Source organism: Flavobacterium ginsengiterrae, from assembly GCF_039539785.1.
In the GTDB taxonomy this organism is placed as follows: domain Bacteria; phylum Bacteroidota; class Bacteroidia; order Flavobacteriales; family Flavobacteriaceae; genus Flavobacterium; species Flavobacterium ginsengiterrae.
Map to the genome: position 1 here is coordinate 1,217,830 of NZ_BAABDU010000003.1, position 23,037 is coordinate 1,240,866.

Genomic DNA, 23,037 nt, shown 5'->3' on the forward strand with positions numbered 1-23,037 from the left:
ATCTCAGAATCTTAGAACCTTATTTTTAGCATCTTTTAAAGAAAATCTGCATCAGAAACTCCTTCGTTTATCTTAATATCAGTCATTTTAATATCAAGTTCAAAACCAATATTCTGAACCAGGTTAAACGGAACTTTTACACCTTTTACTTCTCTGTAATCGTTGAAGTTTGTGATTTGTGTAACTGATTTTCCGCCTTGTTCGCGAACTTTAGATTTTGCTACTTTTAATCCTGATTTTACGTCATAATAATGTGTTGTGTTGCCGTCTTTTATAGCATAAGCATCGCTTCCGTTAATTGGCTCAATGCTGTTCACTTTTAAATCAGTTCTTTTTACCAATTTCAATTCTTCAAAAGGAGCGGCGTTTGCTTTCATTTCTTTTAAATCGTCGCCTTCCAGTTTTTTGCGTTGTCCCTGCTGCTCGATATAAGCGCCTTTATCGTTTACAACTTGTTTCATTAAAGCCATGGTTCCCATAGAAAGCGAAACCATCATTTTTCCGTTAGAATCTAATTTAGAAACAAAAGTAAGCGGTCCCGGAGCCTGAGGAACAGATGTTGTTCCGGTCATATTAAGCGTTTTAACTGCTGTTACAGCTTTTTCTCCGCCAATTGCTTTAATGTAGTTTTCAAAAACAGTTTTTGCGGTAACATCTGCGGGAGCTTCTTTTTTAAGAGCTGGTTTTTCGATTGAATTTCCGTATTTGTCATAATAATACATCGGAATCTGAAGTTTTTCCAAACCAGGAATTACATCAGAACCTTTACCAACAATAACAATTCGCATATTATCAAGTAAGAAATATTTGTTTGCAACGCGGTAAATATCATCGGCAGTAACATTATTTATGGTTTGAATGTATTTTTCGTAAAAATCTGCCGGAAGTTTTTCTGTTTCAATGTTTAAAGCATAACGCGCAACGGCCTGAGGTTTTTCGACCTGCATTACAAAACGGCCAATATATCCGGCTTTTACGTTTCTTAATACTTCTGGATCGACTCTTTCTGTGCGGACTCTTTTAATTTCTTTTATAAACTGAACCACAGCGCTGTCTGTAACGGTATTTCTAACTGCAGACGAAGCTTTGAATTTGGTTACATATTTACCGCTTCCAATGCTTGAACTTGCGCCGTATGTCCAAGCGTGCTGTTCGCGTAAATTCATGTTTAAATAACTGTTGAAATCGCCTCCTAAAATTTGATTTGCAATTACAGCAGGGAAAAAATCAGGATCGCTCATTTTTAAATTTACTGTATTTACCAAAGAAATCTCTGATTGTACAGCATTTGGAACGTCAACAAAATCAATTTGAAGTTTCGATGCGTTTTCCGGATTTGGATACGTGTTTTTTGGAGCGGCTTGTTTTTTCCATCCGCTGAAAAGTTTTTCTACAGCCGTTTTGGTTTCTTTAAACTTAACGTCTCCAATAATGACCAAATATGCATTTTCTGGAACGAAATAAGTTTTGTAATTATTTTCAACATCGGCTAGAGTAACGTTTTTCACAGTTTCTTCAGAAAGATATTCGCCGTTAGGATGATTTTTTCCAAAAGCTAAAACATCTACCACGCGGTTTGAAATAGCAGGAACGCTTTTTTCATCGGCTTTAAGGCCTTCAAGAAGTTTTGCTTTTTCTTTTTCAAATTCTGTCTGCGTAAAATTTGGCTGTAAAGCGCCTTCGGCTAAAAGTTCTAAAACACGACCGGAATATTTAGAAAGTGCGCTTGCAAAAGCACCGTGAGAGGTGAAGTTGATGTTGGCGCCATAAAAATCAATTTCTTCATTAAAAGCTTCTTTTGAAGTTTTTTTAGTTCCGTTACCAATTAAACTGGTTGTTAATTCGTCGACACCTTTTTTGTTTCCTTCGGTAAAAGGAGCATTATCTAATGTAAGGTTAAAACTTACACGAGGTAATTTATGGTTTTCAACAACTAACACTTTCATTCCATTTGCTAAAACAAATGTCTGAGGTTTTTTTATGTTTACTACCGGCGGGTTTCCTGGTTTTGGTTGTGGACGATCTTGTGCTTGCATAATTCCAGTTAGGAATAAAAGGATTAAAAAAGTATGTATATTTTTCATGATTCGATAATTCTTAGTTCTGAGATTTTGGAGAAGGAACATAATCTAAAATTAAACGCTGGTTTGGGTTTAGATATTTCTTGGCCACTTCTCTGATTTCTTCTCTTGTAATAGAATGGTAAATGTCGATTTCGGTATTAATTAAATTTACATCTCCATACAATAAGTAGTAAGAAGCCAGATTTTCGGCAATTCCTTCTACGCTTGAGTTGGCGTTTACAAAGTTGTTATCGAATTTGTTTTGTAATTTCTCGTAATCTTTTTCAGAAATAAGATCGGTTTGTAATTTTACAATTTCCTCATCTATTTCTTTTAAAATATCGGCTGTCGTGTTTGGCGCCATTGGCAGTCCGTATACTATATAAGTTCCGTAATCTTCCTGACTAAAACCAACAGCACCAATTTGCAGTGCCATTTTTTTATCGTCTACAATTTTCTTGTATAGTTTAGAGCTTTTTCCGTCGCTCAAATAAGAAGAAATCATATCCAGAACTCTCGCATCTCTTGTTTTCATAGACGGCGTTCTGTATGAAGCCACAACCATTGGAATTTGTATGTTTGGATCTTCATAAGTTGCTTTGATTGTCTGTGTTATTGGTTCTTCGGTAAAAGTTTGTTTTTTAACGACTTCACCTTTAGGAATTGGTCCAAAATATTTTTGAACCCATTCTTTGGCTTTTGTAGTGTCAAAATCTCCAGCAACTACTAAAACGGCATTGTTTGGCGTATAGAATTTTTTATTAAATGCCTGAAACTCTTCTAAAGTTGCAGCATCTAAATCTTTCATAGAGCCGATAGTTGTCCAGCGGTATGGGTGATTTTTGAACATATTTTTCTTAACCTCAGGCAGAATATTTCCGTAAGGCTGATTGTCGTAACGCATTCTTTTTTCTTCTTTTACAACTTCATTTTGCGTTTCAACTCCAATTTTATTGATAATAGGATGCATTAATCTTTCAGATTCCATCCATAAACCAAGCTCTAAATTGTTAGACGGAAAAACTTCGTAATAATAGGTTCTGTCGTCAGATGTATTGGCATTGTTAACACCTCCGTTTGCGGTTACGATTTTCATCCATTCGCCTCGTTTGATGTTTTGTGTTCCTTCAAATAATAAATGTTCAAAGAAATGTGCAAAACCCGTACGATCCGGGCGCTCATCTTTTGAGCCTACGTGATACATTACAGAGGTAATAACCACCGGAGCCGATGGATCGTTATGCAGAATAACATGCATGCCATTGTCTAGATTATATTCTTCAAAAGCTACTTTTTGAGCATGAGCCACTCCGCCAAGCATTAGTGCAGCACTTAACATCATTATTGAATTTTTCATAAAGATTAATAAATTTTATACCTATATAAATATTGGTATTCAAGTATTGTTTATAGTTACATCAAAAGTAACCTTTTTTATGGATGTTTTCTAAAATTCAAAATAGCAGTTTGAAATTTAACAGTAATTTACATATAATTAAGTCGGGATTTTATTCTAAAAGTGCTTGAAAAACAGACTTTAAAGAGAAATAAATATTTTTAGAATAAGAGATTGCACAGTAAATTTTTAGTTGTATATTTGCAACCTTAAAAATCAATAAATCAATTTGGTATGTATGCAATCGTAGAGATAGCAGGGCAACAATTTAAAGTAAGCAAAGACTTAAAGGTTTATGTTCACCGTTTAGCTAACGAAGAAGGTTCAAAAGTTTCTTTTGACAAAGTTCTTTTATTAGATGATAACGGAAATGTAACTTTAGGCGCCCCAGCTATAGAAGGTGCTTCAGTAGAAGCTAAAGTGTTACAACACTTAAAAGGTGATAAAGTTATCGTTTTCAAAAAGAAAAGAAGAAAAGGATACAAAAAAAGAAATGGTCACAGACAATATCTTACACAAATTGTAATTGAAGGTATTACTGCAGCAGGTGGAACTAAAAAAGCAGCAGCTAAAAAAGCAGTTGTAGCAGAAGAAGCTCCGGCAGCTACTGAAGAAGCTCCAAAAGCAAAAAAAGCAGCAGCTCCAAAAGCAAAAAAAGAGACTACTAAAGAATAATAACAATATTTAAACTCATACGTCATGGCTCACAAGAAAGGTGTCGGTAGTTCGAAGAATGGTAGAGAATCAGAATCAAAACGTCTAGGCGTTAAGATTTATGGTGGACAAGCTGCTATTGCTGGGAACATCATCGTAAGACAAAGAGGTTCTAAACACAATCCAGGTGAAAACGTTTACATTAGTAAAGATCACACTTTACATGCAAAAGTTGATGGAGTTGTTAAGTTCCAAAAGAAAAGAGATAACAAATCTTATGTATCTATTATTCCATTTGAGGCATAATAATCATAAAGATTACTTTTTACAAAACCCGATCTGAAAAGATCGGGTTTTTTGTTTTTGTATTTTTTGAAAGACTTTAAAACTTATATTTGTCGTCGAGGATTTTTAATTCTTTTGATATTTTAAAATTTAGAAGTTGAAAAAAATAATATATTTTATACTGCTGTTGAACTTCAGTATGTATGGAAAATCTGTTTCAGACAGCGTAAGCGGTAGTTTAAGTTCATTAAATGATAAACAGAAAAGTGTTTTGTATGAATTTGCAGTTCTTAAAAAGAATGGTTTTAATACAAATCAATTTTGGCTGAAACATAAAAATGAATTTCCAAAATTAGACGATAAAGTAAGAGATGAGCTGGCATTGCAGGTTTATGCTAATTCTCAGGTTTTATACACTGCTCCAAAAAACTCGGCAATTCAATTTTGGATGCAGACGCAGCTGCTCACCAACTGGATGTTTTATTTATCGGCTTTTATTGCTATCTGCGCCGTTATTGCATTGTTTAAAAAGTACTGGAATCTGCTTATTGACTTTTTAATTAAACATCTTGCGCCTTTATTCAGATTTTTGTTTTCTCCTGTTCTGCTTACTTATGAATTGCTGATAATAAGTGTGATTTGTATATTTTACGGCTGTACTGTTGAAGAATTTGTATTTCGCACCGTTATTATTCACGTAGGATTATGTTTGCTTTGGAGTCAGTCTACAGCAATATTTACAAGAGAATATTTTATTAATAAATATGCTTTTAAGCTAAAACATAATTTTTGGGGAACAGATCCCTGGGAAACTGTAAAAACGGTTTGTATTCCTGCGTTTGTGCTTACGCTGGCGCTTTTGTATATATTGTACAAAGTTCCGGAAGATGTTTTTTATAACTATGAAATAGTTTTGTCTGGAATTGCAGCAATTTATGCTTTGCCGTTCTGGCGATTTTTAGAGAAATATTTATATCCTGTTTTGTTTCCTTTTAAAAATGACAACAGAACAAGAAGTATCAGCTCGCTTGGGGGGTTTACCGTTATAGCGCTTATTGCCGTTGTCGTGCTGGCTCTTCAATGGAATCCGCTTTTTTATAATGTAATATCGGCTCTGACGGTTTTGTTATTGTTTTCGTTTTTGGTTTTATCTACAAAAGAGAATTACAGAATTGGTTTTAACAACTATTATTACCTGCAGTTTGTGACGGTTCTTTTTCTGTCGGCTGTTTTTTTATACGGTTTTCATGTTCGTATAAATGATCTTATATGGTTTGCTATAATTGCGGCGAGTATTTATATAATTATAAAATACTTAGAGCTGTTTTCATTTTTTCCTAACGGAAAAACCAGTAAAATATGGGCGTGGAAATTACTTGGAGCTGCAGCTTTGCTATGGCTTATGGGAAAAGGTATTTTGTATATTTCTAAAACTTTGTTTGTAAACTAAAAAAAAACCTTTGTCAAAGTTTTGAGCTTTGACAAAGGTAATTTGTGTTTTTTGTTTATTCTGGTTCTTCCGTTTTGCGGCCGACTTTTATTTTTGGATTATCCTGTGTTCCTGTGACTGTTAATGGAATTCCGAAAATTCCGAAAGGAGGTAATCCTAAACGCATTTTTAAGTTTAGTTTCCCGTCCAGGCTTGTTGTTCCTTCAATTCTTGGTCTAAAGCCTGCAAATTTAAATTTAAAGCGTTCTACGGTCATGATGTTGTTCTTGATAGTTGTTTTGATATCAACTTTAGAAACATCAGGATTTTTCATAGATTCAGTTCCTGTTTGTTTACTTACAGCACTAAACATTTTTAGACCTCTAACTTTTACGTCTTTTACAGAAAGTATTCCGCCGCCGGTAAGAGAAGGGTAAACGGGGTTCATATTTCCGTTTAATCTGCCTCGCAGTTGATAGTCAAGCGAAACAATTCCTTGTGCTTTTTCTGCAGCGCTTGCCATTTTTCTGAATACGTCTATTTCATTGTAAGCTCTTTTTATGTTAAAATCAGATGCTTTGATTTTATAATCAAAATGAGCATTTTGAGTGTCAACAGCCTGATAACTTCCATTCATAACAACGTGACAGCCAATTAAGTTAAAGCCTGTTTGCTGCATTGTAAGTTTGTTGTCGTTTATTTTTAGGCTGCCGCCGGCATTTTCAAGTATTAATTTGTCAAAATAAACTTTTTGAGCATTGGCCGTAAGTTCTAAATCAAATTTATCAGGAATTATGATAACCCCAGATTGCTTAGTTTTGCTCTTTGCATGAGTGGCTGGGGTATTGTTAAACATAAATTCGTCTACATTAATAAATTTCGAAGCGACAGTAAACGAACCTTTTAGAATTCCGTTTTTTCTTGTTGCGTAGTTAATAGCATTCTGCAAATAACCATTCATTTTAAAATCAGACTGTCCGTAAGATGCAAGGAAATTATTAAATAAAATTTTATCCTGATCGATTTTAAAAAGACCATCTCTTATAATAAATTTTTGCGGCAGAAATTCTGAAGCAATCCCTATGTTTCGAATTTCAAGAGTTCCTTTATTGTTTAATTTGTTATAGTTTCCATTTATGGCGTCGCTTTGCCTGCCTTTCAAAGCCAAATCAGCTTTTATAAAACCATCTAAACTTAATCCTTTATGAGAGAAAACTTTGTATATCTTTTTTACATCAAGTTCGCCTTTTGCTGTAACATCGTAATTTAAGTCGTCAAAATTATTTAACAATGCCTGAACAAAGAATGGTTTTCCTTCAAAAGTAAATTGAGCATGTTTAAGGTTTAATTTTAGATCTTGAAACGTTCCTTTTTTATCCTCAATCGTAGTTTTAAACTCAATATCTGTAATAGGGTTAGGGTAGTAACTTGTTTTTACAAATCCATTCTTTAAATCGATTGTACCGTTTGCAACAGGGAAAAGCTTATTTTTTCTATCAAATATACCTTTTGCCTTAACATCTCCAGTCAAAATACCTCTTAGTGTTAGACCTGGAACTCCTATTCCTTTATTAAGTTTTGCAAGGTCCATTTTAGCTTTAAATTCAGCATCTACTTTTGGTGCGTCTATTCCTTCTAAGTAAAATCTCGATTTTAAATAATCGTCACCTACATTTAATGATAAATTTGCGGCATCTACAATTAGTAAATTTGGCTTTAATGAAGGCAGCTTGCTTTTGATCTCGATATTTAAGTCCGAAACCGGGAAATCACTATTGTCGTAGTTTATAAAGCCATCTTCTATTTTTAAATCAAAATTCAAATCAGGCGCAATGTTTTGCGATGCTATATACTTTCCTTTTAAGGTCAAAAGTAAATTGGTGTTTCCTTTTAACTCCGTTTTAGAGAGCCAGGTAACGTATTTTGGCGGGAAAGCTGTAAATACATCATAGAGCTCGCTATCATCAGATTTAATAACAAAATCCATGTTATAGCCATCTTTAAGGAAATCAAAATTACCCTTAAAATCAACTGAAAGCTGATTGATTTTTAAATTGTTTTGCTGAAAAAAGAATGACAAAGAGTTCATGTTGACCTGAGTAATCAGGTCGGCATTTACCTTTTTGTTCATTAAGTAAGGTTCGTTATCGTAAATGATATTCAGCTTCTCAATTTTTGCTTTTGAATGAAGGTCAAATACGGCTTTATCTAAATCGCCTTTTCCTAAATAATTAAAGCCAAAAGCATCAAAATGCACTTTGGTCGATTGGTCGTCATAAATAATTTTACTATTTAGGATCTCTATTCTGTCTAGTTTTAAAGCTGTATTAGTGCTGTCTTCAGATTTAGAATCTTGTGTATTGGATTTATAGACATTGTAATTTGCTTCTCCTTTTGGGTTTACTTTTACATTAATAAAGGAATCTGATAAATAGATTTCGTCAATTTTTGCTGATTTACCAAAAATTAAACTGATAACGTCAATACCAAAAGAAACCTCTTTTGCGGTAATGAACTTTTCATTTTTATACGGCGCAGAACCGTTTAATTGTAAGTCGGTTAAGGTTAAAGTTAAAGATGGAAAGTGCTGAAAGAATGAAACAGAAACATCTGAATAATTAAGTTCTGCGCTTAAGCTTTCGTTTGCTGTTTTTTTTATTTTTTCTTTAATCTGATCAGCAAACAGAATCGGGGTTAAAAAAAGTAATGTTAAAATTACGACAAGTGTAATTCCGGTATATTTAGCAGTTTTTAATAAAAAAGGTTTTGAAGTAATTTTAGACATATAGGCGTAGATGCGGTATTTTAATTGATTTGGGGCAATGAGAAAAGTTTTGGCTTGTTATCCGTGAACGGTTTCATTTTTACCATAATTGGTAATAATAGAACCTTCATATTCAATCCATTCTTTCCATCGTTTGTCGATGTCGATATTGTCTTGATATTTTCGGGCAAACCCTAAAAAAGTAGTATAATGTCCGGCTTCTGAAATCATTAAATCACGATAAAATTTAGCCAGTTCAGGATCCTGAATATTTTCTGAAAGGACCTTAAAACGTTCGCAGCTTCTGGCTTCGATCATAGCAGAAAATAATAAACGGTCACAAAGAGCATCTCTACGGCTTCCGTCTTTTTTCATAAATTTTAAAAGTTCATTTACATAATGATCTTTTCTTTCGCGTCCTAAAGTTAATCCGCGCTGTTTGATGATGTTATGAACCATTTGAAAATGTTCCAGTTCTTCTCTGGCAATTTCCAGCATTTCGGTTACTAATTCTTCTATTTCAGAATTATAGGTTACGATACTTATGGCATTTGAAGCAGCTTTTTGTTCGCACCATGCATGATCTGTCAAAATTTCTTCAATGTTTGACTCCACAATATTTACCCATCGAGGGTCTGTAGCTAATTTTAATCCCAACATAATTTCCCGGCATTTTAGTTCGTGCAAAATTAGTGTTTTTTATTGCTAAAAATCAGGAAATGTCGAGGGATTACGCTTAAAAAAGTATTATTTTGTATGTTCAAAAAAAGTACCATGAATCAGATAAAAAAACTTCTTATAATTGGGTTTGTCTGGCCTGAGCCAAATTCTTCTGCAGCAGGCGGAAGAATGATGCAGCTGATTTCGATTTTTAAGCAAAACGGCTTTGAAATTACTTTTGCAAGCGCCGCGCAAGACAGTGATTTTATGGTTGATTTATCTGAATTTGGAGTTATTAAAAAAAGCATCGAACTCAATTCTGAAAGTTTTGATGATTTTGTGGCGGAATTAAATCCCGATGTGGTTTTGTTTGACCGATTTATGATCGAAGAACAGTTTGGCTGGCGTGTGACTGAAAAATGCCCGAAAGCAATCCGAATTTTAGATACCGAAGATTTACACTGTTTAAGGACTGCAAGGCAAAAAGCTTTTAAAGAAAACCGAACTTTTGAGCTTGTTGATTTATTGTCTGAAGAAGTGGCAAAGCGCGAAATTGCCAGTATTTTAAGATGTGATTTGTCTTTGATTATTTCTGAGTTTGAAATGAAAATTTTAGAAGAGAATTTCAGGATAAATGCTGATTTATTGTTTTATCTGCCTTTTTTAGTGAATAGAATGGAAGAAAAGGAGCTTTTTGAACTTCCTGCTTTTGAAGACCGCAAGAATTTTGTGTTTATTGGAAATTTTCTTCACGAACCTAATTGGAATACGGTTCAATATTTAAAAGAAGCCGTCTGGCCTTTCATAAAAAAAGATTTTCCAGATGCTGTTTTGGAAGTTTACGGAGCATATCCTTCACAGAAAGTCTTGCAGCTCCATTCGCCTAAAAATGGATTTTATATAATGGGAAGGGCAGAAGATGCTAATGAAGTGGTTAAAAAAGCGAGAGTGGTTTTAGCGCCAATTCGTTTTGGTGCAGGTTTAAAAGGTAAATTATTAGAAGCGATGCAGTGCGGAACGCCAAGTGTAACAACTTCTGTTGGTTCTGAAGCCATGCATTCTGATTTATCTTGGAATGGGTTTGTTGAAGACAATCCTGTCGAATTTGCTAAAAAAGCGATTAAACTTTATCAGGATGAAAATCTTTGGAAACAATCTCAAATAAACGGAATCGAAATCATTAATAAATGTTATCAAACAAGTGATTATGCTGATTCGTTAATTTCAATGGTAAAAAAATTATTGGAAGATTCAGAAAATCATCGTCTTCATAATTTTATGGGTAATCTATTGCAGCATCATGCGTATAAAAGCACGATGTATATGTCTAAATGGATTGAAGCGAAGAATAAATAAAAAAGTTACAGTTTTCAGTCGCAGTAATCAGTAATTAAAACTGAAAACTGCGACTGAGAACTGTGACTAGAACTTTGATTAAAAGACTATTTCAAAATACCTTCAACCGCCTGAACGGTAGTAGCATGATAACCAGATTTTGCTTTATCGAAAATCTGTTTTGCCCACGTTTTTCCTTCTGGAGTTTTTGCCATTTCTTTGTAAAGCATCATTACAGATCCTGTTCTGCTGCTTCCAATTAAAAATTGTTCGATTGCAGGATTTGCTGCTTTATAATCGTTACGAATTGCCTGAACAAACCATTGGCGTTTGATAATGAAATTTCCGCCTTTTGTAAAGTTGAATTCTTTGTCAACTGCTTCCATTTCTTTTGGTGTAATATTGGCCGGAAGATGATCTATAAAATGCTGTTTTTCTGCTGTTGTCGTGATTTTTTTGCTTAAACCTGCAACACCAGTTTCTCTCCAGCTGCTTTGGATTTTATCAATAGCGTCAAAATCTGCTGAACTTACAGGAACTATATTAGATGGAATTCCCGGTTTGTAAATCCAGTCTTCTAATTTGATTTTATCTGCTAAAGTTTTGTCTCCTTTAATAAGATTTTCGTTAATGTATTTTACGAAATCTTCTGTTGTAATTGACTTGAATGCATGAGAATCAAAATAATTTTTGATAAACGGATCAAATTTCTCACGTCCAACGGCATTTTCAATCACTCTTAAAAAAGCATAACCTTTTACATAAGGAATTTGGCTGATTCCGTCATCTGGATTTCTATTCGTTAAACTAACTTTTAATCTGGTGTCTGGATTTGTATCGCCATATTCTGCTACGTTATCAACTAATTCTTTGTTAGTGATAACATTCTGCATTTCGAATTCTTTTTTGCCAAAAATAGCTTCTCCAATTCTATGTTCTACATAAGTTGTAAAACCTTCGTTTAGCCAGATATCATCCCAAGTTGCGTTTGTAACTAAGTTTCCGCTCCAGCTGTGTCCTAATTCATGAGCTAAAAGACTTGTAAGCGAACGATCTCCTGCAATTACGCCCGGAGTTAAGAAAGTTAAATTTGGGTTTTCCATTCCACCGTAAGGGAAACTTGGAGGTAAAACCAAAACATCGTAACGTCCCCAGCGGTATGGTCCGTATAATTTTTCGGCAGCATTTACCATTTTACCTAATTCTGAAAATTCGTAAGCGGCGCTTTTTAAAACAGAAGGTTCAGCATAAACTCCAGTTCTATTGTCAATAGACTGAAATTCAATATCTCCAACTGCAATTGCCATTAAATATGATGGAATTGCTTTGTCTTGTTTAAAAGTATAAACTCCTGTGTCGTTTTTTTTCTGAGGGTTTACGGCGCTCATTACGGCTAATAAATCTTTAGGAACAGTAACTTTTGCATTATAAGTAAAACGAATTCCCGGCGAATCCTGACAAGGAATCCAGGTACGTGACCAAACACTTTCTCCCTGAGAGAATACAAAAGGTTTCTTTTTGTCTGCTGTTTGTTCTGGTTTTAACCATTGTAACGCAACAGCATCTTTTGTGGTGTTATAATAGATGTTGACTTTGGTTGTATTTGGCTCGATAGTAATATGAAGTGGTTTTCCGTGAAACTCAACATCTTTTCCTAGTTCGAATTTGGTTTCTTTTTCGTCGTCACCCAAAGTTACTTTTGTAATGTTTAGCGTGTTTTCGTCGAAAATAATTTCATTTCCTTTGCTGCTATTGTCAATCGTCCAAGATGCTTTTCCTGAAATAGTCTGAGTATCAAAATCTACTTTAATGTCAAGATCAAGGTGTTTTACAACAGCAAGTTCTGGTTTAGAATAACTGTGTTCGTCGACAACGGCTGTCGTTTTTTCGGTTTGTTCTTTTTTCTGGCAGGCAAGTGCAGAAAGAAACAAAATTAGAACGGTTAGTTTTTTCATTTTTATGAAGTATTGGGTTTAAGAAGGAAAATTAAACAAAAAATCCCGCTTTGAACAAACAAAACGGGATTTAATTATAAAATTAACAACGATTACGCCAACATTGTAACTGGGCTTTCGATGTATTGTTTTAATGTTTGTAAGAACTGAGCTCCAGTTGCACCGTCGATAGTTCTGTGGTCACATGCTAATGATAACATCATTGTGTTTCCAACTACGATCTGACCGTTTTTAACTACTGGTTTCTCAACAATTGCACCTACAGAAAGGATTGCAGAGTTTGGTTGGTTGATAATTGAATTAAATTCAGTAATACCAAACATTCCAAGGTTAGAAACTGTAAATGTGCTTCCTTCCATTTCTTGTGGTCCTAATTTTTTGTTTTTAGCTCTTCCGGCAAGATCTCTTACGTTTCCGCCAATTTGAGATAAACTCATAGCATCTGTAAATTTCAATACAGGAACAACTAATCCGTCTTCAACTGCTACAGCAACACCAATATTTACGTGGTGGTTGATAATGATAGCATCTTCTTTCCAAGTAGAGTTGATTTTTGGGTGTTTTTTCAATGCTAAAGCACAAGCTTTGATTACCATATCGTTGAAAGATACTTTTGTATCTGGAACGCTGTTGATTGCAGCTCTTGCCTGCATAGCTTCGTCCATGCTTACTTCGATCACTAGGTTGTAGTGAGGAGCAGTGAATAATGACTCAGATAAACGTTTAGCAATGATTTTACGCATTTGAGAGTTTTTGATCTCTTCTGTGAAAACTTCACCAGCAGGAACAAATACTTTTGGAGCAGCTTTTTCTTCAGCTTTTGCAGGTGCAGAAGCGTTAGAAGCAGGAGCAGCTTGCGTAGATGGAGTAAAGTTTTCGATATCGCTTTTTACAATACGTCCGTTTTCTCCAGATCCTTTTACCTGAGATAATTGGATTCCTTTATCAGAAGCAATTTTTTTAGCTAATGGAGAAGCTAAAATTCTTCCGTTTGAAGTTTCAGCAGCAGCTTCCGGTGCTTTTTCAGCAGCTGGAGCAGCTTTTGTTTCTTCAGCAGCAGGAGCACTTGCAGGTGCAGCGCCTCCGGCAGTATAATTTTCAGCAATTCCAGAAATATCAGTTCCTGCAGGTCCAATGATAGCTAATAAGCTGTCAACAGGAGCAGTGTTTCCTTCTTGAATTCCAATGTATAATAAAGTTCCAGCATTGAAAGACTCAAACTCCATAGTGGCTTTGTCTGTTTCAATTTCTGCTAAGATATCACCTTCAGCTACAGTATCGCCAACTTTTTTCAACCAGCTTGCTACTGTACCTTCTGTCATAGTATCGCTCAAACGAGGCATTGTTACTACTACAACTCCTTTTGGTAATTCAGCTGCTAGTCCCGAAGCTTCGGGAGCAGGAGCTGCAGTTTCTGTTTTTGTTTCAGCAGCAGGAGCATCCGCTTTTGGTTCCGAAGCTTCGGAACTAGCAGCAGGAGCGTCACCACCAGCTAAAAGAGCAGAAATATCTTCTCCTTCGTTACCAATGATGGCTAATAATGAATCAACAGGAGCAGTTTCTCCAGCTTGAATTCCGATATGTAAAAGAGTTCCTTCGTTAAAAGATTCGAACTCCATTGTTGCTTTGTCTGTTTCAATTTCAGCTAAGATATCTCCTTCGCTTACTTTGTCGCCTACTTTTTTAAGCCAAGTCGCTACCGTTCCTTCCGTCATAGTATCGCTCAAACGAGGCATTGTTACTTTAATCGCCATGATGTTATAGTTTATGAGGTGTAAATGGATAGTCTTCTTGTGCGTATACTACATCGTATAATTGTTGTAAGTCTGGATATGGAGATTCTTCAGCGAATTTCGCACATTCTTCAACTAAGTCTTTAACTCTTTGGTCAATTACTTCAATTTCTTCTTGTGTAGCATATTTTTGATCCAAAATTACATCAAGAACCTGAGTAATTGGGTCAATTTTTTTGTACTCTTCAACCTCTTCTTTAGAACGGTATAATTGTGCATCAGACATTGAGTGTCCTCTGTAACGGTACGTTTTCATTTCAAGGAAAGTTGGTCCGTCTCCGCGACGAGCTCTTTCGATAGCTTCGTGCATTGCTTCGGCAACTTTTACAGGATTCATTCCGTCAACAGGTCCGCAAGGCATTTCGTAACCTAAACCTAATTTCCAGATGTCAGTGTGGTTTGCAGTTCTTTCTACAGAAGTTCCCATTGCATATCCGTTGTTTTCAACGATAAATACAACCGGAAGTTTCCATAACATTGCCATGTTGAAAGCTTCGTGAAGAGAACCTTGTCTGGCAGCTCCGTCACCAAAGTAAGTCATGGTAACACCACCTGTATTAAAATATTTATCAGCGAAAGCAATACCAGCTCCCACAGGAATTTGAGCACCTACGATACCGTGTCCTCCGTAAAAACCATGTTCTTTAGAGAAAATGTGCATAGAACCTCCCATACCTTTAGAAGTTCCTGTTGCTTTTCCTAAAAGTTCTGCCATTACGTTTCTAGGATCTACTCCCATACCAATTGGCTGAACGTGGTTTCTGTAAGCCGTAATCATTTTATCTTTGGTCAAATCCATAGCGTGCAATGCGCCTGCTAATACAGCTTCCTGACCATTATATAGGTGTAGAAAACCTCTAACTTTTTGTTGAATGTATAACGCTGCAAGTTTGTCTTCAAACTTTCTCCAAAGCAGCATGTCTTCATACCACTTTAAATATACCTCTTTTGTAACTTCTTTCATCTGAATTCTTTCTTTTGCTAAAGTTGTTTGTGTTATCGATTATTGTGCCTGTAACGCAAAATAGTTTCCTCCCACAAATTTGCGCCCGAAAGGTCGGGATGCAAAAATAAGACATTACATCTAAGAAGTAAAATTTAAACGATACTTTTTGGCTTTTTTTTACAAGAACTTTTTATCAAACATAAAAGGAAGAAGATTTTTAAGGGAGGCAGATTTGTAAACTTCCCCAATTTCTCCCATAAAATAAATTTCAATAGGGGTGTCCTGCTTGATTTCGTATTCTGCAATTGACTGACGGCAAGAGCCGCAAGGTGGAATTGGAGCCTGAGTTTGATTTGTGTCTGAAGCAGCTGTGATAGCCATTTTTAAAATTTTAGATTCCGGATATGCACTTCCGGCATAAAAAATCGCAGTTCTTTCTGCGCATAATCCTGATGGGTATGCTGCGTTTTCCTGATTAGATCCTAAAATTACTTTTCCATTATCGAGCAGTAAAGCGGCTCCAACTTTAAATTGTGAATAAGGCGCATAGGCTTTTTTGCGAACTTCGACTGCCTGATTCATTAAATCTTGTATGTCCTGAGGAAGTTCGTTGATATTATCGTAAATAGTAAACGACGATGTTATGCTTATTTCTTTCATTTTTATTTTGAGGAAAAAAAATCCAAATTCCTAAAAAGTCAGGAATTTGGATTGTTATTATTTTTTTATGTGTTTTCTTTAATAAGTCTCGTATTTGTCGCCAAAGTTAAAGGTTAAAGAAAAGCGAAGTGTATTTTCTAAAGGATTTTTAACTTTTGATGCAGAGAATAAGTATGAAACATCAACTTTTATCTTGCTGTATTTAAATCCGGCACCTAAAGAAAAGAATTGTTTTGCTCCTTTCATAGGGCTTTCGTGGTAATATCCTAATCGCATTGCAAATGCATCCTGATACATATATTCTGCCGCAGCGCTATAAGTTATCTCTTTCAGTTCTTCGCTAAATCCGCCTGGCGCATCTCCAAAAGATTTAAAAATCCCAGATACCCATCCAATATCTTTATATTTTTTATAGTTTGCTTCGTCTGCCTGAGCCTGAGTGATGTCTCCCGGATCTGTAAAATCACCGTCACCATTAGCATCGTAAGGTGTTCCAGGTCCCGGAGGAGTTGGAACTAAAAGTTTAGTAAGTTCAACGCTTACTCCAAGTTTGTTATATTCGTCAAAAATAAAATCAAAACCACCTCCAAGTCTTAAGTTAGCAGGTAAGAAGTTGGCGCTCATGTCGTCATTATCATAACTTATTTTTGGTCCAAGATTTTGAAGATTGAAACCAGCTCTCCATCTTCCGTTAAAATCTGAATAAGCAATTTCTTCTGACTGATAAAAACCAGCAACATCTACAGCAAATGAACTAGCAGCTGATGCATCTACATCTTCTGTTGCAACTTTTAAGTTAGAACGAATGTATCTTGCAGCAACAGCCATCGAGAATGTTTCGCTTAGTTTTAATGAGTAAGATCCATCAAGAGCTAATTCGTTTGGATTAACTTCTCTTGTAGGTTCATTAGGATCTCCGGTTTGTCTTAACTCAATTCCTCCAAAACCAAAATAACGAAAACTACCTCCAAATGCACTTCGGTCGTTGATTTTGTTGTAATACGTTACCTGACCCAGAGAAATATCATTGGCTAGATCTGTTAAATAAGGAGTGTAACTGATAGAAAGTCCCTGAGCATCTTCTGCAAATGCATATTTAGCGGGGTTCCATTGTTGAGAAAAAACATCTGAAGAAGTAGCAACACCCTGATCTGCTAAACCTGCAGCTCTCGCATCGGCTGCGACTAATAAAAACGGTACTCCAGTTGTAATTGGGCGCTCAATATCTTGGGCTTTTGCGAATGTAATAGTTAATAAGCAAATTAATAGAAACGATATTTTTTTCATTTGTGGGCTTAATGGTATTTATGTTACAAATATATACAATATTATAGAATGACAAGTTTTTCGTATTTTTCTGCTTTTTTATTTGTTAAATTAGATTTAACCGTGAGTTTATAAATATAAACTCCTTTTCCAATTCGGTCTCCAAAATCATCCCTTCCGTCCCACGTAATTTCTCTTGATAAAAAACCTTCTGTTGTGATAATCTGATTCTTAGTCCAAACAATTTTTCCTGTAATGGTCATAACCTGAACCTGAACATCTAAGGGCTCGTAAGGTCTGTTGTGTGAAAACCAAAACTGAGTATAGGTTGAAAATGGATTTGGATAATTAAGAACATGTGTTAATGTTAATTCTTCATCGCCTACAACTACAAATTGTATTTCGCTTGTTACGGGATTATTGTATACATCCCATGCTGTAAAAGTTATGGTGTGCAGTCCTGCCGATAAATTTCTAAGCGGAAAACGCAGGTTCCCGTTTGTATAATCATCTAATTTTGTCTGATAATAATCATTCAAAATATAAGGATTGCTGACATCACCGTCTAGTACAGCTATAATATCGTGACCAATTCCGCTGGCAGTATTTATCCCGTTTTCATCTTCCAAAAAGGCCAGAAGAAATGGAGATGCATTTGTAATGCCGCCAGATACAAATGTTTCGTCGTTCATATATAACTTAACTTTTGGACTTATATTGTCCTGAGGGGCATTTTCGTTTATACCGCCAATTTTAATTGCGGTGTTATAACCGGATTGATTTTCTAATGCCTGATTTTTTTTGGCATAAAAACTAATTCGGCCATTATCTACCGGGATACGAATATCTCTGGGTACTACAAAGCTAAATTCGAATTGTCCGTTGGTAACGGTGGCGTTTCCTCTAAAAATGGTTTCTCCCAAAGTTTTAAATGACATTGCAGGACTATATCCATCATTATTTAAGGTTGACGAAGTAATCATTTTGTCGAAAATTGCCGTTGCCAGTTCGCCATTGTAATTGCTTAAAAGAACATTATTTTCGTCTGTTATTTCGCCCGAAATTTTAATTTTTGCCAATGATTTAAAATCAGGAATTGACTGAGAAATCACAATATCATTAATTTTCGTTAAATTAATTCGGGGTTTTGGAATTGCAAGCATCAAAGCAGGATCTCCAAGATATACTACAACATTGCTTGATGAGCTAGGACTTTCATTTTTTGAAATTCTAAGAGATTCAGCAATACTGTTATATTGATTAGAGCCGTATGAAAGAAGATTTTTATTTAAAATGTCATTAAAATTTTCGGCATTTGGCTGGCCTATTTCACGAATAGTGGTCAACATAGAAATAGCACCTCCTTTTGGATTCCAAAAAACATATTCTCCAGCTGTAGGTCTCGAAGGATCGTCAAATCTTGAAAACTCGCAGGTAATGGTTATAAATAATGGATATTTGTATTGGTTGTTTAGGTTTTGGCCATCAGCTTTTTCCCAAATTCTTTCACTTGCCAGTCCGTCTTCACCGCCATGCCCCAGATAATTAAAGATTAAAGCGCCTTTTTCAAAATCATTAAAAAAGTCGGTTCTTGCTTTTGGATATCGCGCACCGCCCGCAGAAGCTTCTTGTGTGTAAGAATCGAGAAGAATTTTGTCGACATTAAAAAAAGGTTTTTCAGCTGCGATTTTATCGGCTAAACTGTTTTGACGAGCTTGTAAAGTGGCGTCAGAGGCTTTGTCGGAATCATCGCTTATCAAGACAATATTGTTTTTCCAGTTTCCGTATGATTTTGTGTCATGATATTCTAAAACCTTATTAACCATTTCCTGGGCTTGTGCATTGTCTGAAACGAGCATTCTTCCCACGGCAATATCAATTCCGCCAAAAGGTGAAGAAACGACGCCTTCGTTAGAATCCATAAGTCCGAAAAAATCATCAGAAGCAAATCCGGCTTCACCAACACTATTACTTCTTAAGGATTGGTATATAGGTACAATGTTATTGTTGTTGGAAATTCGGTTTTTATAATCGAATGAAGCATCTCCAAAGAGATTTAAATATTTTATTCTTTTGTCTGAAGAAGAAGCATTGTTGTAAATGTATCGAATGAAATTTCTAATAGCAGCAATGTCCTGCTTTCCCGAAGAAAATTCCTGATAGATGTTTTCAAGTGAAATGACTTTTACATTTAAATTAGAATTGGTGCGGTGAAAACTGGCTAATCTTTCTGCCTGCGACGACAATGATTTTGGGGTTACAATTACATAATCAATATCCTGAAAGTTGTTTTGGCTGTTTTTAAAAATAGTTCCTTTAAGGTTTTGATTGGCTACTTTTGACTGGCTTTCTTTTAATGGAGTATAATAATCCGAAGCGTCAATTGCAATGTATTTTCGAATTTCGCCTAAAGCAGCTTTAAAGCTAAAAGCTGTTTGATTTGCGTTTTCAATTTTTGATACATTATATAGGTCAGTTACATCCCAAATTTGAGAAATTCCAGATGCGTTTCCTATGTTATAATTTACAATGCCTGTTGAAGAACCTGCTAAATCATACTGAAATTTAAATTGTTTTCCTGTTCCCAGAAGTTTTCTTTTTGCGGTAAGATTAATGTAGTCCAGATAGCCTTTTGATCCCGGAACACCATTATTATTATAGGTAAGTTTAATTTTTATGGTTTCTGCACCGGTAAATGTGGTGTTGTTTGGTAGTTTTTGGTCTAAATATTTAATATCTGAATTTGCAGTAATACTTCCTATATTAATCGTTCCAATATTTTGTCCATTTGCGGAAACGTTAAATGAAGTGGCTGCAAACGCTGCTGCTGCGGCATTTAATTCTATTTTTACAGGAACTGTTGTGTCAAGATTGGGAAAGTTAAAGCTGAATTCCTGGTCCTGATTAATGTCAAACGATTCTCCCAGCCATTGACGCCCTAAATGGGCGATGTTGGTCTGGTCAATTTCGTGAAATTGATAGTCATCAAACGTGTTTAGTTCCAAAGTGCTGTTTCCGGAAGGCTGTCCTAGGTTGGAAATTCTTTTGCCTTCATTTCCGGAAGCGGTAATATAATAATAGGATTTAGTATCGTATAAATTAAGGTTTGTTAGATTTTCGGAGTCCCAATTTTCAACACCTTCACCATAAAAAAGGATGTAATCTTCATTGTTGAAAACTCCATCACTTTCGCCGATTATCTGAATTGCATTTTCTTCTAAATCTTCGGGATAGTAAACGCTGTTTGCCAGTGGAAGCATTCGTCCGCCGTTACCGTAAATTTTGATTCTTTTTGGATCTGTTTTTCCCACATCAAATCCGAGGCTTTGTAAAAAAGATCTTGAGATTTTATAAACGCCCGACTTCTCGATATAAAAGCGATACCAGTCGCCAGAAGCCAAAACAGAATTTGAAACCACAGCCGATTTTTGAAAGCTCGAAGAATTACTGTTTCTTACTGCTGAGTTGTGAATCGTGTAAGAAAAAGATTTGACTCTTTTAAAACTATTTCCTTCTTTAATTAAAGGTGAAAGAAAAAGAAAAACCTGTTTTATGTCTCGTGAATTTGTAATTTTTAACGTTTCATTAAGTTTGTCCGGAATGTTTTCGAGTAATAAATCTCCTAATTCGGCTTTTGAAATTGTCTCATAATTTACTCCGGTTAGTTCGACAGAACTGCCGTTTGTAATGTTAGATTGATTCAGATTTAGGAGTAATGTTATGCTTTTTTTTGTAATGTCGAAGCGAAAACCGTCTCCGGAAAAGTATGGAATTGTGATTTTACTCTCGCCGTAATTTGTTTCTTTTTTGTTTTGCCAATCAATCGTGAAGTCCCCATTTACCTGAGAAAATGAGAGTATTGGAATGAAGATAAAGTATAGGATTAGGGCTTGTTTCATTGGTTTCAAAAACGAAATTTAATCAAAAAAAAATTAGTAAGTAAAAATATAGTATTTCATGTTACAGTAAATAATAAAAAGTATATTTTTGCGTTCGTAACTAAAGGTTATTTTCTGGGAAAAAACAGTGAAATAAAATTATTAGAACAGATGTTGCTAATTAAATGTTAATTATTATATTGCAGCACCTAAATTTATCACCTAAGAATGAGTATGAAAGTAAACAAAATTGTAGTCTTGCAGTTAATGATGTCAATGGTATTGATGTTGGGCACGGCTAGTTGTAGCAAAAAATCTAGTTCCACTCACGCTTCTAGAGCAACTGGCTGGGATGTAGATAGTCAGAATGGAACGGCTGCTAGAAATGCAGGTAAAAAACAACAGGCTGGTCCTGGTTTAGTTTTTGTTGAAGGAGGTACGTTTACAATGGGTAAAGTACAGGATGATGTTATGCACGATTGGAATAACACTCCAACTCAACAACACGTTCAATCATTCTACATGGATGAAACCGAAGTTACTAATGGTATGTACTTAGAATACCTAGAGTGGTTAAAGAAAGTTTTCCCTCCAACAGAAGAAAATTACAAAAATATTTACGAAGGTGCATCTCCTGATACCTTAGTATGGAGAAATCGTTTAGGATACAACGAAACGATGACTAATAACTATTTAAGACACCCATCTTATGCTAACTATCCTGTAGTTGGTGTTAACTGGATTCAGGCAGTTGAATTTAGTAAATGGAGAACAGACCGTGTGAACGAAGCTGTTTTAGAGAAAAACGGATATCTTAAAAAAGGTGCAAAAACAAATGATGTAAGTGCAGAAAGTTTATTTAATACTGAAGCTTACGTTGCTTCTCCATCTACAACTTATGGTGGGAATGAAGAATTAGTTTTAAAGAAAAACCCTAACGGAAGAAGACCAAGACCAGGTAAAGATGGTGCAGTTCCTGAAGAGAAAAATGTTTACGCACAACGTTCTTCTGGAATCATTTTACCAGAGTACAGACTTCCTACTGAAGCAGAATGGGAATATGCTGCTGCGGCAGATGTTGGACAAAGAGAATATAATATCTACAAAGGACAAAAGAAATATCCTTGGTCTGGAGATTATACACGTTCTAACAAACGTAAAAACAGAGGTGATCAATTGGCTAACTTTAAACAAGGAAACGGTGATTACGGTGGAATTGCTGGTTGGTCAGATGATGGTGCAGATATCACAAACGCTGTAAAAAGTTATGCTGCTAATGATTTCGGATTATACGATATGGCAGGTAACGTTGCAGAATGGGTTGCCGATGTTTACAGACCTATTATTGATAATGAAGCAAATGATTTCAACTACTACAGAGGTAATCAATATGCTAAAAACAAAATTGGTAAAGATGGTAAGTTAGAAATCGTTTCAACTGCAACTATTAAATACGATACTTTAAGTAACGGAAAAGTTATTGCTAGAAATCTTCCTGGAGAAATTGCTCAGGTTCCTGTTGATGAACAAGAAACTTACTTGAGAACAAACTTCAGTACAAGTGATAATATCAATTACAGAGATGGTGATAAACAATCTTCAAGATATTTTGACTTTGGAGATTCTGAGTCAGGATCAAAAGCAGATCAGGCAATGTACAATTCTCCTAAACATAACATCACTACTGATAGTTTAGGAAAAATGATCAGAAAATATGATAACTCTAGTAAACGTACTACTTTAATCGATGATAAAGTAAGAGTTTACAAAGGAGGATCTTGGAGAGACAGAGCTTATTGGTTAGATCCAGCTCAAAGAAGATACTTCCCTCAGGATATGGCAACTGATTACATTGGTTTCAGATGTGCAATGTCTAGAGTAGGTGCTAAAACTGAAAGAAGAAAATCACCAAGAAACTAAGATTTTAGAAATTCTAATATAGAAAATTCCAAA

At 35.3% G+C, this 23,037-nt stretch carries 15 protein-coding genes; 5 read left to right on the forward strand and 10 right to left on the reverse strand.

Annotation, left to right across the window (positions count from 1 at the left end):
• Positions 1-35: 35 nt before the first annotated feature.
• Entirely contained in the window at positions 36-2,084 is a 2,049-nt protein-coding gene (locus ABD859_RS08165) for a M16 family metallopeptidase (RefSeq protein ID WP_345142721.1), read from the reverse strand.
• Positions 2,085-2,097: 13 nt separating this feature from the next.
• Positions 2,098-3,420, reverse strand: coding sequence for a M16 family metallopeptidase (locus tag ABD859_RS08170; RefSeq protein ID WP_345142724.1), 1,323 nt, complete (start codon positions 3,418-3,420; stop codon positions 2,098-2,100).
• 273 nt (positions 3,421-3,693) lie between these two features.
• Between ABD859_RS08170 and rplU the strand changes: the two genes are divergently transcribed.
• From rplU to ABD859_RS08185, 3 genes are all read left to right on the forward strand, one after another.
• The gene (gene rplU / locus ABD859_RS08175) at positions 3,694-4,134 is read left to right on the forward strand and encodes a 50S ribosomal protein L21 (protein WP_057121326.1); all 441 of its coding nucleotides are present in this window, start codon (positions 3,694-3,696) and stop codon (positions 4,132-4,134) included.
• 24 nt (positions 4,135-4,158) lie between these two features.
• A complete protein-coding gene (gene rpmA, locus ABD859_RS08180; RefSeq protein WP_008466657.1) occupies positions 4,159-4,419 on the forward strand; it encodes a 50S ribosomal protein L27 in 261 nt (86 codons plus the stop codon).
• Between the two features lie 136 nt (positions 4,420-4,555).
• Positions 4,556-5,848: a hypothetical protein gene (locus tag ABD859_RS08185; RefSeq protein ID WP_345142729.1), complete on the forward strand. Its 1,293-nt coding sequence runs from the start codon at positions 4,556-4,558 to the stop codon at positions 5,846-5,848.
• 55 nt (positions 5,849-5,903) lie between these two features.
• Here ABD859_RS08185 and ABD859_RS08190 read toward each other — a convergent pair whose 3' ends face one another.
• Positions 5,904-8,612, reverse strand: a complete 2,709-nt coding sequence (locus tag ABD859_RS08190) for an AsmA family protein (RefSeq protein ID WP_345142732.1) — start codon at positions 8,610-8,612, stop codon at positions 5,904-5,906.
• A gap of 57 nt (positions 8,613-8,669) precedes the next feature.
• Positions 8,670-9,251 (reverse strand): MiaE family protein, encoded by a 582-nt coding sequence (locus tag ABD859_RS08195; RefSeq protein WP_345142735.1) that lies wholly within the window; start codon positions 9,249-9,251, stop codon positions 8,670-8,672.
• Positions 9,252-9,365: 114 nt separating this feature from the next.
• Here ABD859_RS08195 and ABD859_RS08200 point away from each other — a divergent pair, with 114 nt between their 5' ends.
• On the forward strand, positions 9,366-10,607 hold the full coding sequence (locus tag ABD859_RS08200; protein WP_345142737.1) for a glycosyltransferase: 1,242 nt from the start codon (positions 9,366-9,368) through the stop codon (positions 10,605-10,607).
• Positions 10,608-10,693: 86 nt separating this feature from the next.
• On the opposite strand, the gene ABD859_RS08205 is transcribed toward ABD859_RS08200, so the two are convergent.
• From ABD859_RS08205 to porU, 6 genes are all read right to left on the reverse strand, one after another.
• Positions 10,694-12,541, reverse strand: coding sequence for a hydrolase/aminopeptidase (locus ABD859_RS08205; RefSeq protein WP_345142739.1), 1,848 nt, complete (start codon positions 12,539-12,541; stop codon positions 10,694-10,696).
• A 92-nt stretch (positions 12,542-12,633) separates the two neighbouring features.
• Entirely contained in the window at positions 12,634-14,295 is a 1,662-nt protein-coding gene (locus ABD859_RS08210; protein ID WP_345142741.1) for a pyruvate dehydrogenase complex dihydrolipoamide acetyltransferase, read from the reverse strand.
• Between the two features lie 4 nt (positions 14,296-14,299).
• Entirely contained in the window at positions 14,300-15,298 is a 999-nt protein-coding gene (pdhA, locus tag ABD859_RS08215; RefSeq protein WP_095928018.1) for a pyruvate dehydrogenase (acetyl-transferring) E1 component subunit alpha, read from the reverse strand.
• A gap of 159 nt (positions 15,299-15,457) precedes the next feature.
• Positions 15,458-15,940 carry a cytidine deaminase gene (cdd, locus tag ABD859_RS08220; RefSeq protein ID WP_345142745.1) on the reverse strand — a complete coding sequence of 161 codons (483 nt, stop codon included), beginning with the start codon at positions 15,938-15,940 and terminating at the stop codon, positions 15,458-15,460.
• Between the two features lie 78 nt (positions 15,941-16,018).
• Entirely contained in the window at positions 16,019-17,227 is a 1,209-nt protein-coding gene (gene porV, locus ABD859_RS08225; protein ID WP_345142748.1) for a type IX secretion system outer membrane channel protein PorV, read from the reverse strand.
• 41 nt (positions 17,228-17,268) lie between these two features.
• Positions 17,269-21,105 carry a type IX secretion system sortase PorU gene (gene porU / locus ABD859_RS08230; RefSeq protein WP_345142751.1) on the reverse strand — a complete coding sequence of 1,279 codons (3,837 nt, stop codon included), beginning with the start codon at positions 21,103-21,105 and terminating at the stop codon, positions 17,269-17,271.
• A 213-nt stretch (positions 21,106-21,318) separates the two neighbouring features.
• On the opposite strand from porU, the gene gldJ reads away from it, so the two are divergent.
• A complete protein-coding gene (gene gldJ, locus ABD859_RS08235; protein WP_345143890.1) occupies positions 21,319-23,004 on the forward strand; it encodes a gliding motility lipoprotein GldJ in 1,686 nt (561 codons plus the stop codon).
• The last annotated feature ends 33 nt before the right edge of the window (positions 23,005-23,037 follow it).

Bases quoted from the DNA above. Each gene is read 5' to 3' on its own strand.
- rplU (WP_057121326.1), top strand. From the start codon at position 3,694: ATGTATGCAATCGTAGAGATAGCAGGGCAACAATTTAAAGTAAGCAAA.
- ABD859_RS08170 (WP_345142724.1), bottom strand. From the start codon at position 3,420: ATGAAAAATTCAATAATGATGTTAAGTGCTGCACTAATGCTTGGCGGA.
- ABD859_RS08195 (WP_345142735.1), bottom strand. From the start codon at position 9,251: ATGTTGGGATTAAAATTAGCTACAGACCCTCGATGGGTAAATATTGTG.
- gldJ (WP_345143890.1), top strand. From the start codon at position 21,319: ATGAAAGTAAACAAAATTGTAGTCTTGCAGTTAATGATGTCAATGGTA.
- ABD859_RS08190 (WP_345142732.1), bottom strand. From the start codon at position 8,612: ATGTCTAAAATTACTTCAAAACCTTTTTTATTAAAAACTGCTAAATAT.
- pdhA (WP_095928018.1), bottom strand. From the start codon at position 15,298: ATGAAAGAAGTTACAAAAGAGGTATATTTAAAGTGGTATGAAGACATG.
- ABD859_RS08200 (WP_345142737.1), top strand. From the start codon at position 9,366: ATGAATCAGATAAAAAAACTTCTTATAATTGGGTTTGTCTGGCCTGAG.
- porV (WP_345142748.1), bottom strand. From the start codon at position 17,227: ATGAAAAAAATATCGTTTCTATTAATTTGCTTATTAACTATTACATTC.
- ABD859_RS08210 (WP_345142741.1), bottom strand. From the start codon at position 14,295: ATGGCGATTAAAGTAACAATGCCTCGTTTGAGCGATACTATGACGGAA.
- cdd (WP_345142745.1), bottom strand. From the start codon at position 15,940: ATGAAAGAAATAAGCATAACATCGTCGTTTACTATTTACGATAATATC.
- rpmA (WP_008466657.1), top strand. From the start codon at position 4,159: ATGGCTCACAAGAAAGGTGTCGGTAGTTCGAAGAATGGTAGAGAATCA.
- porU (WP_345142751.1), bottom strand. From the start codon at position 21,105: ATGAAACAAGCCCTAATCCTATACTTTATCTTCATTCCAATACTCTCA.
- ABD859_RS08165 (WP_345142721.1), bottom strand. From the start codon at position 2,084: ATGAAAAATATACATACTTTTTTAATCCTTTTATTCCTAACTGGAATT.
- ABD859_RS08205 (WP_345142739.1), bottom strand. From the start codon at position 12,541: ATGAAAAAACTAACCGTTCTAATTTTGTTTCTTTCTGCACTTGCCTGC.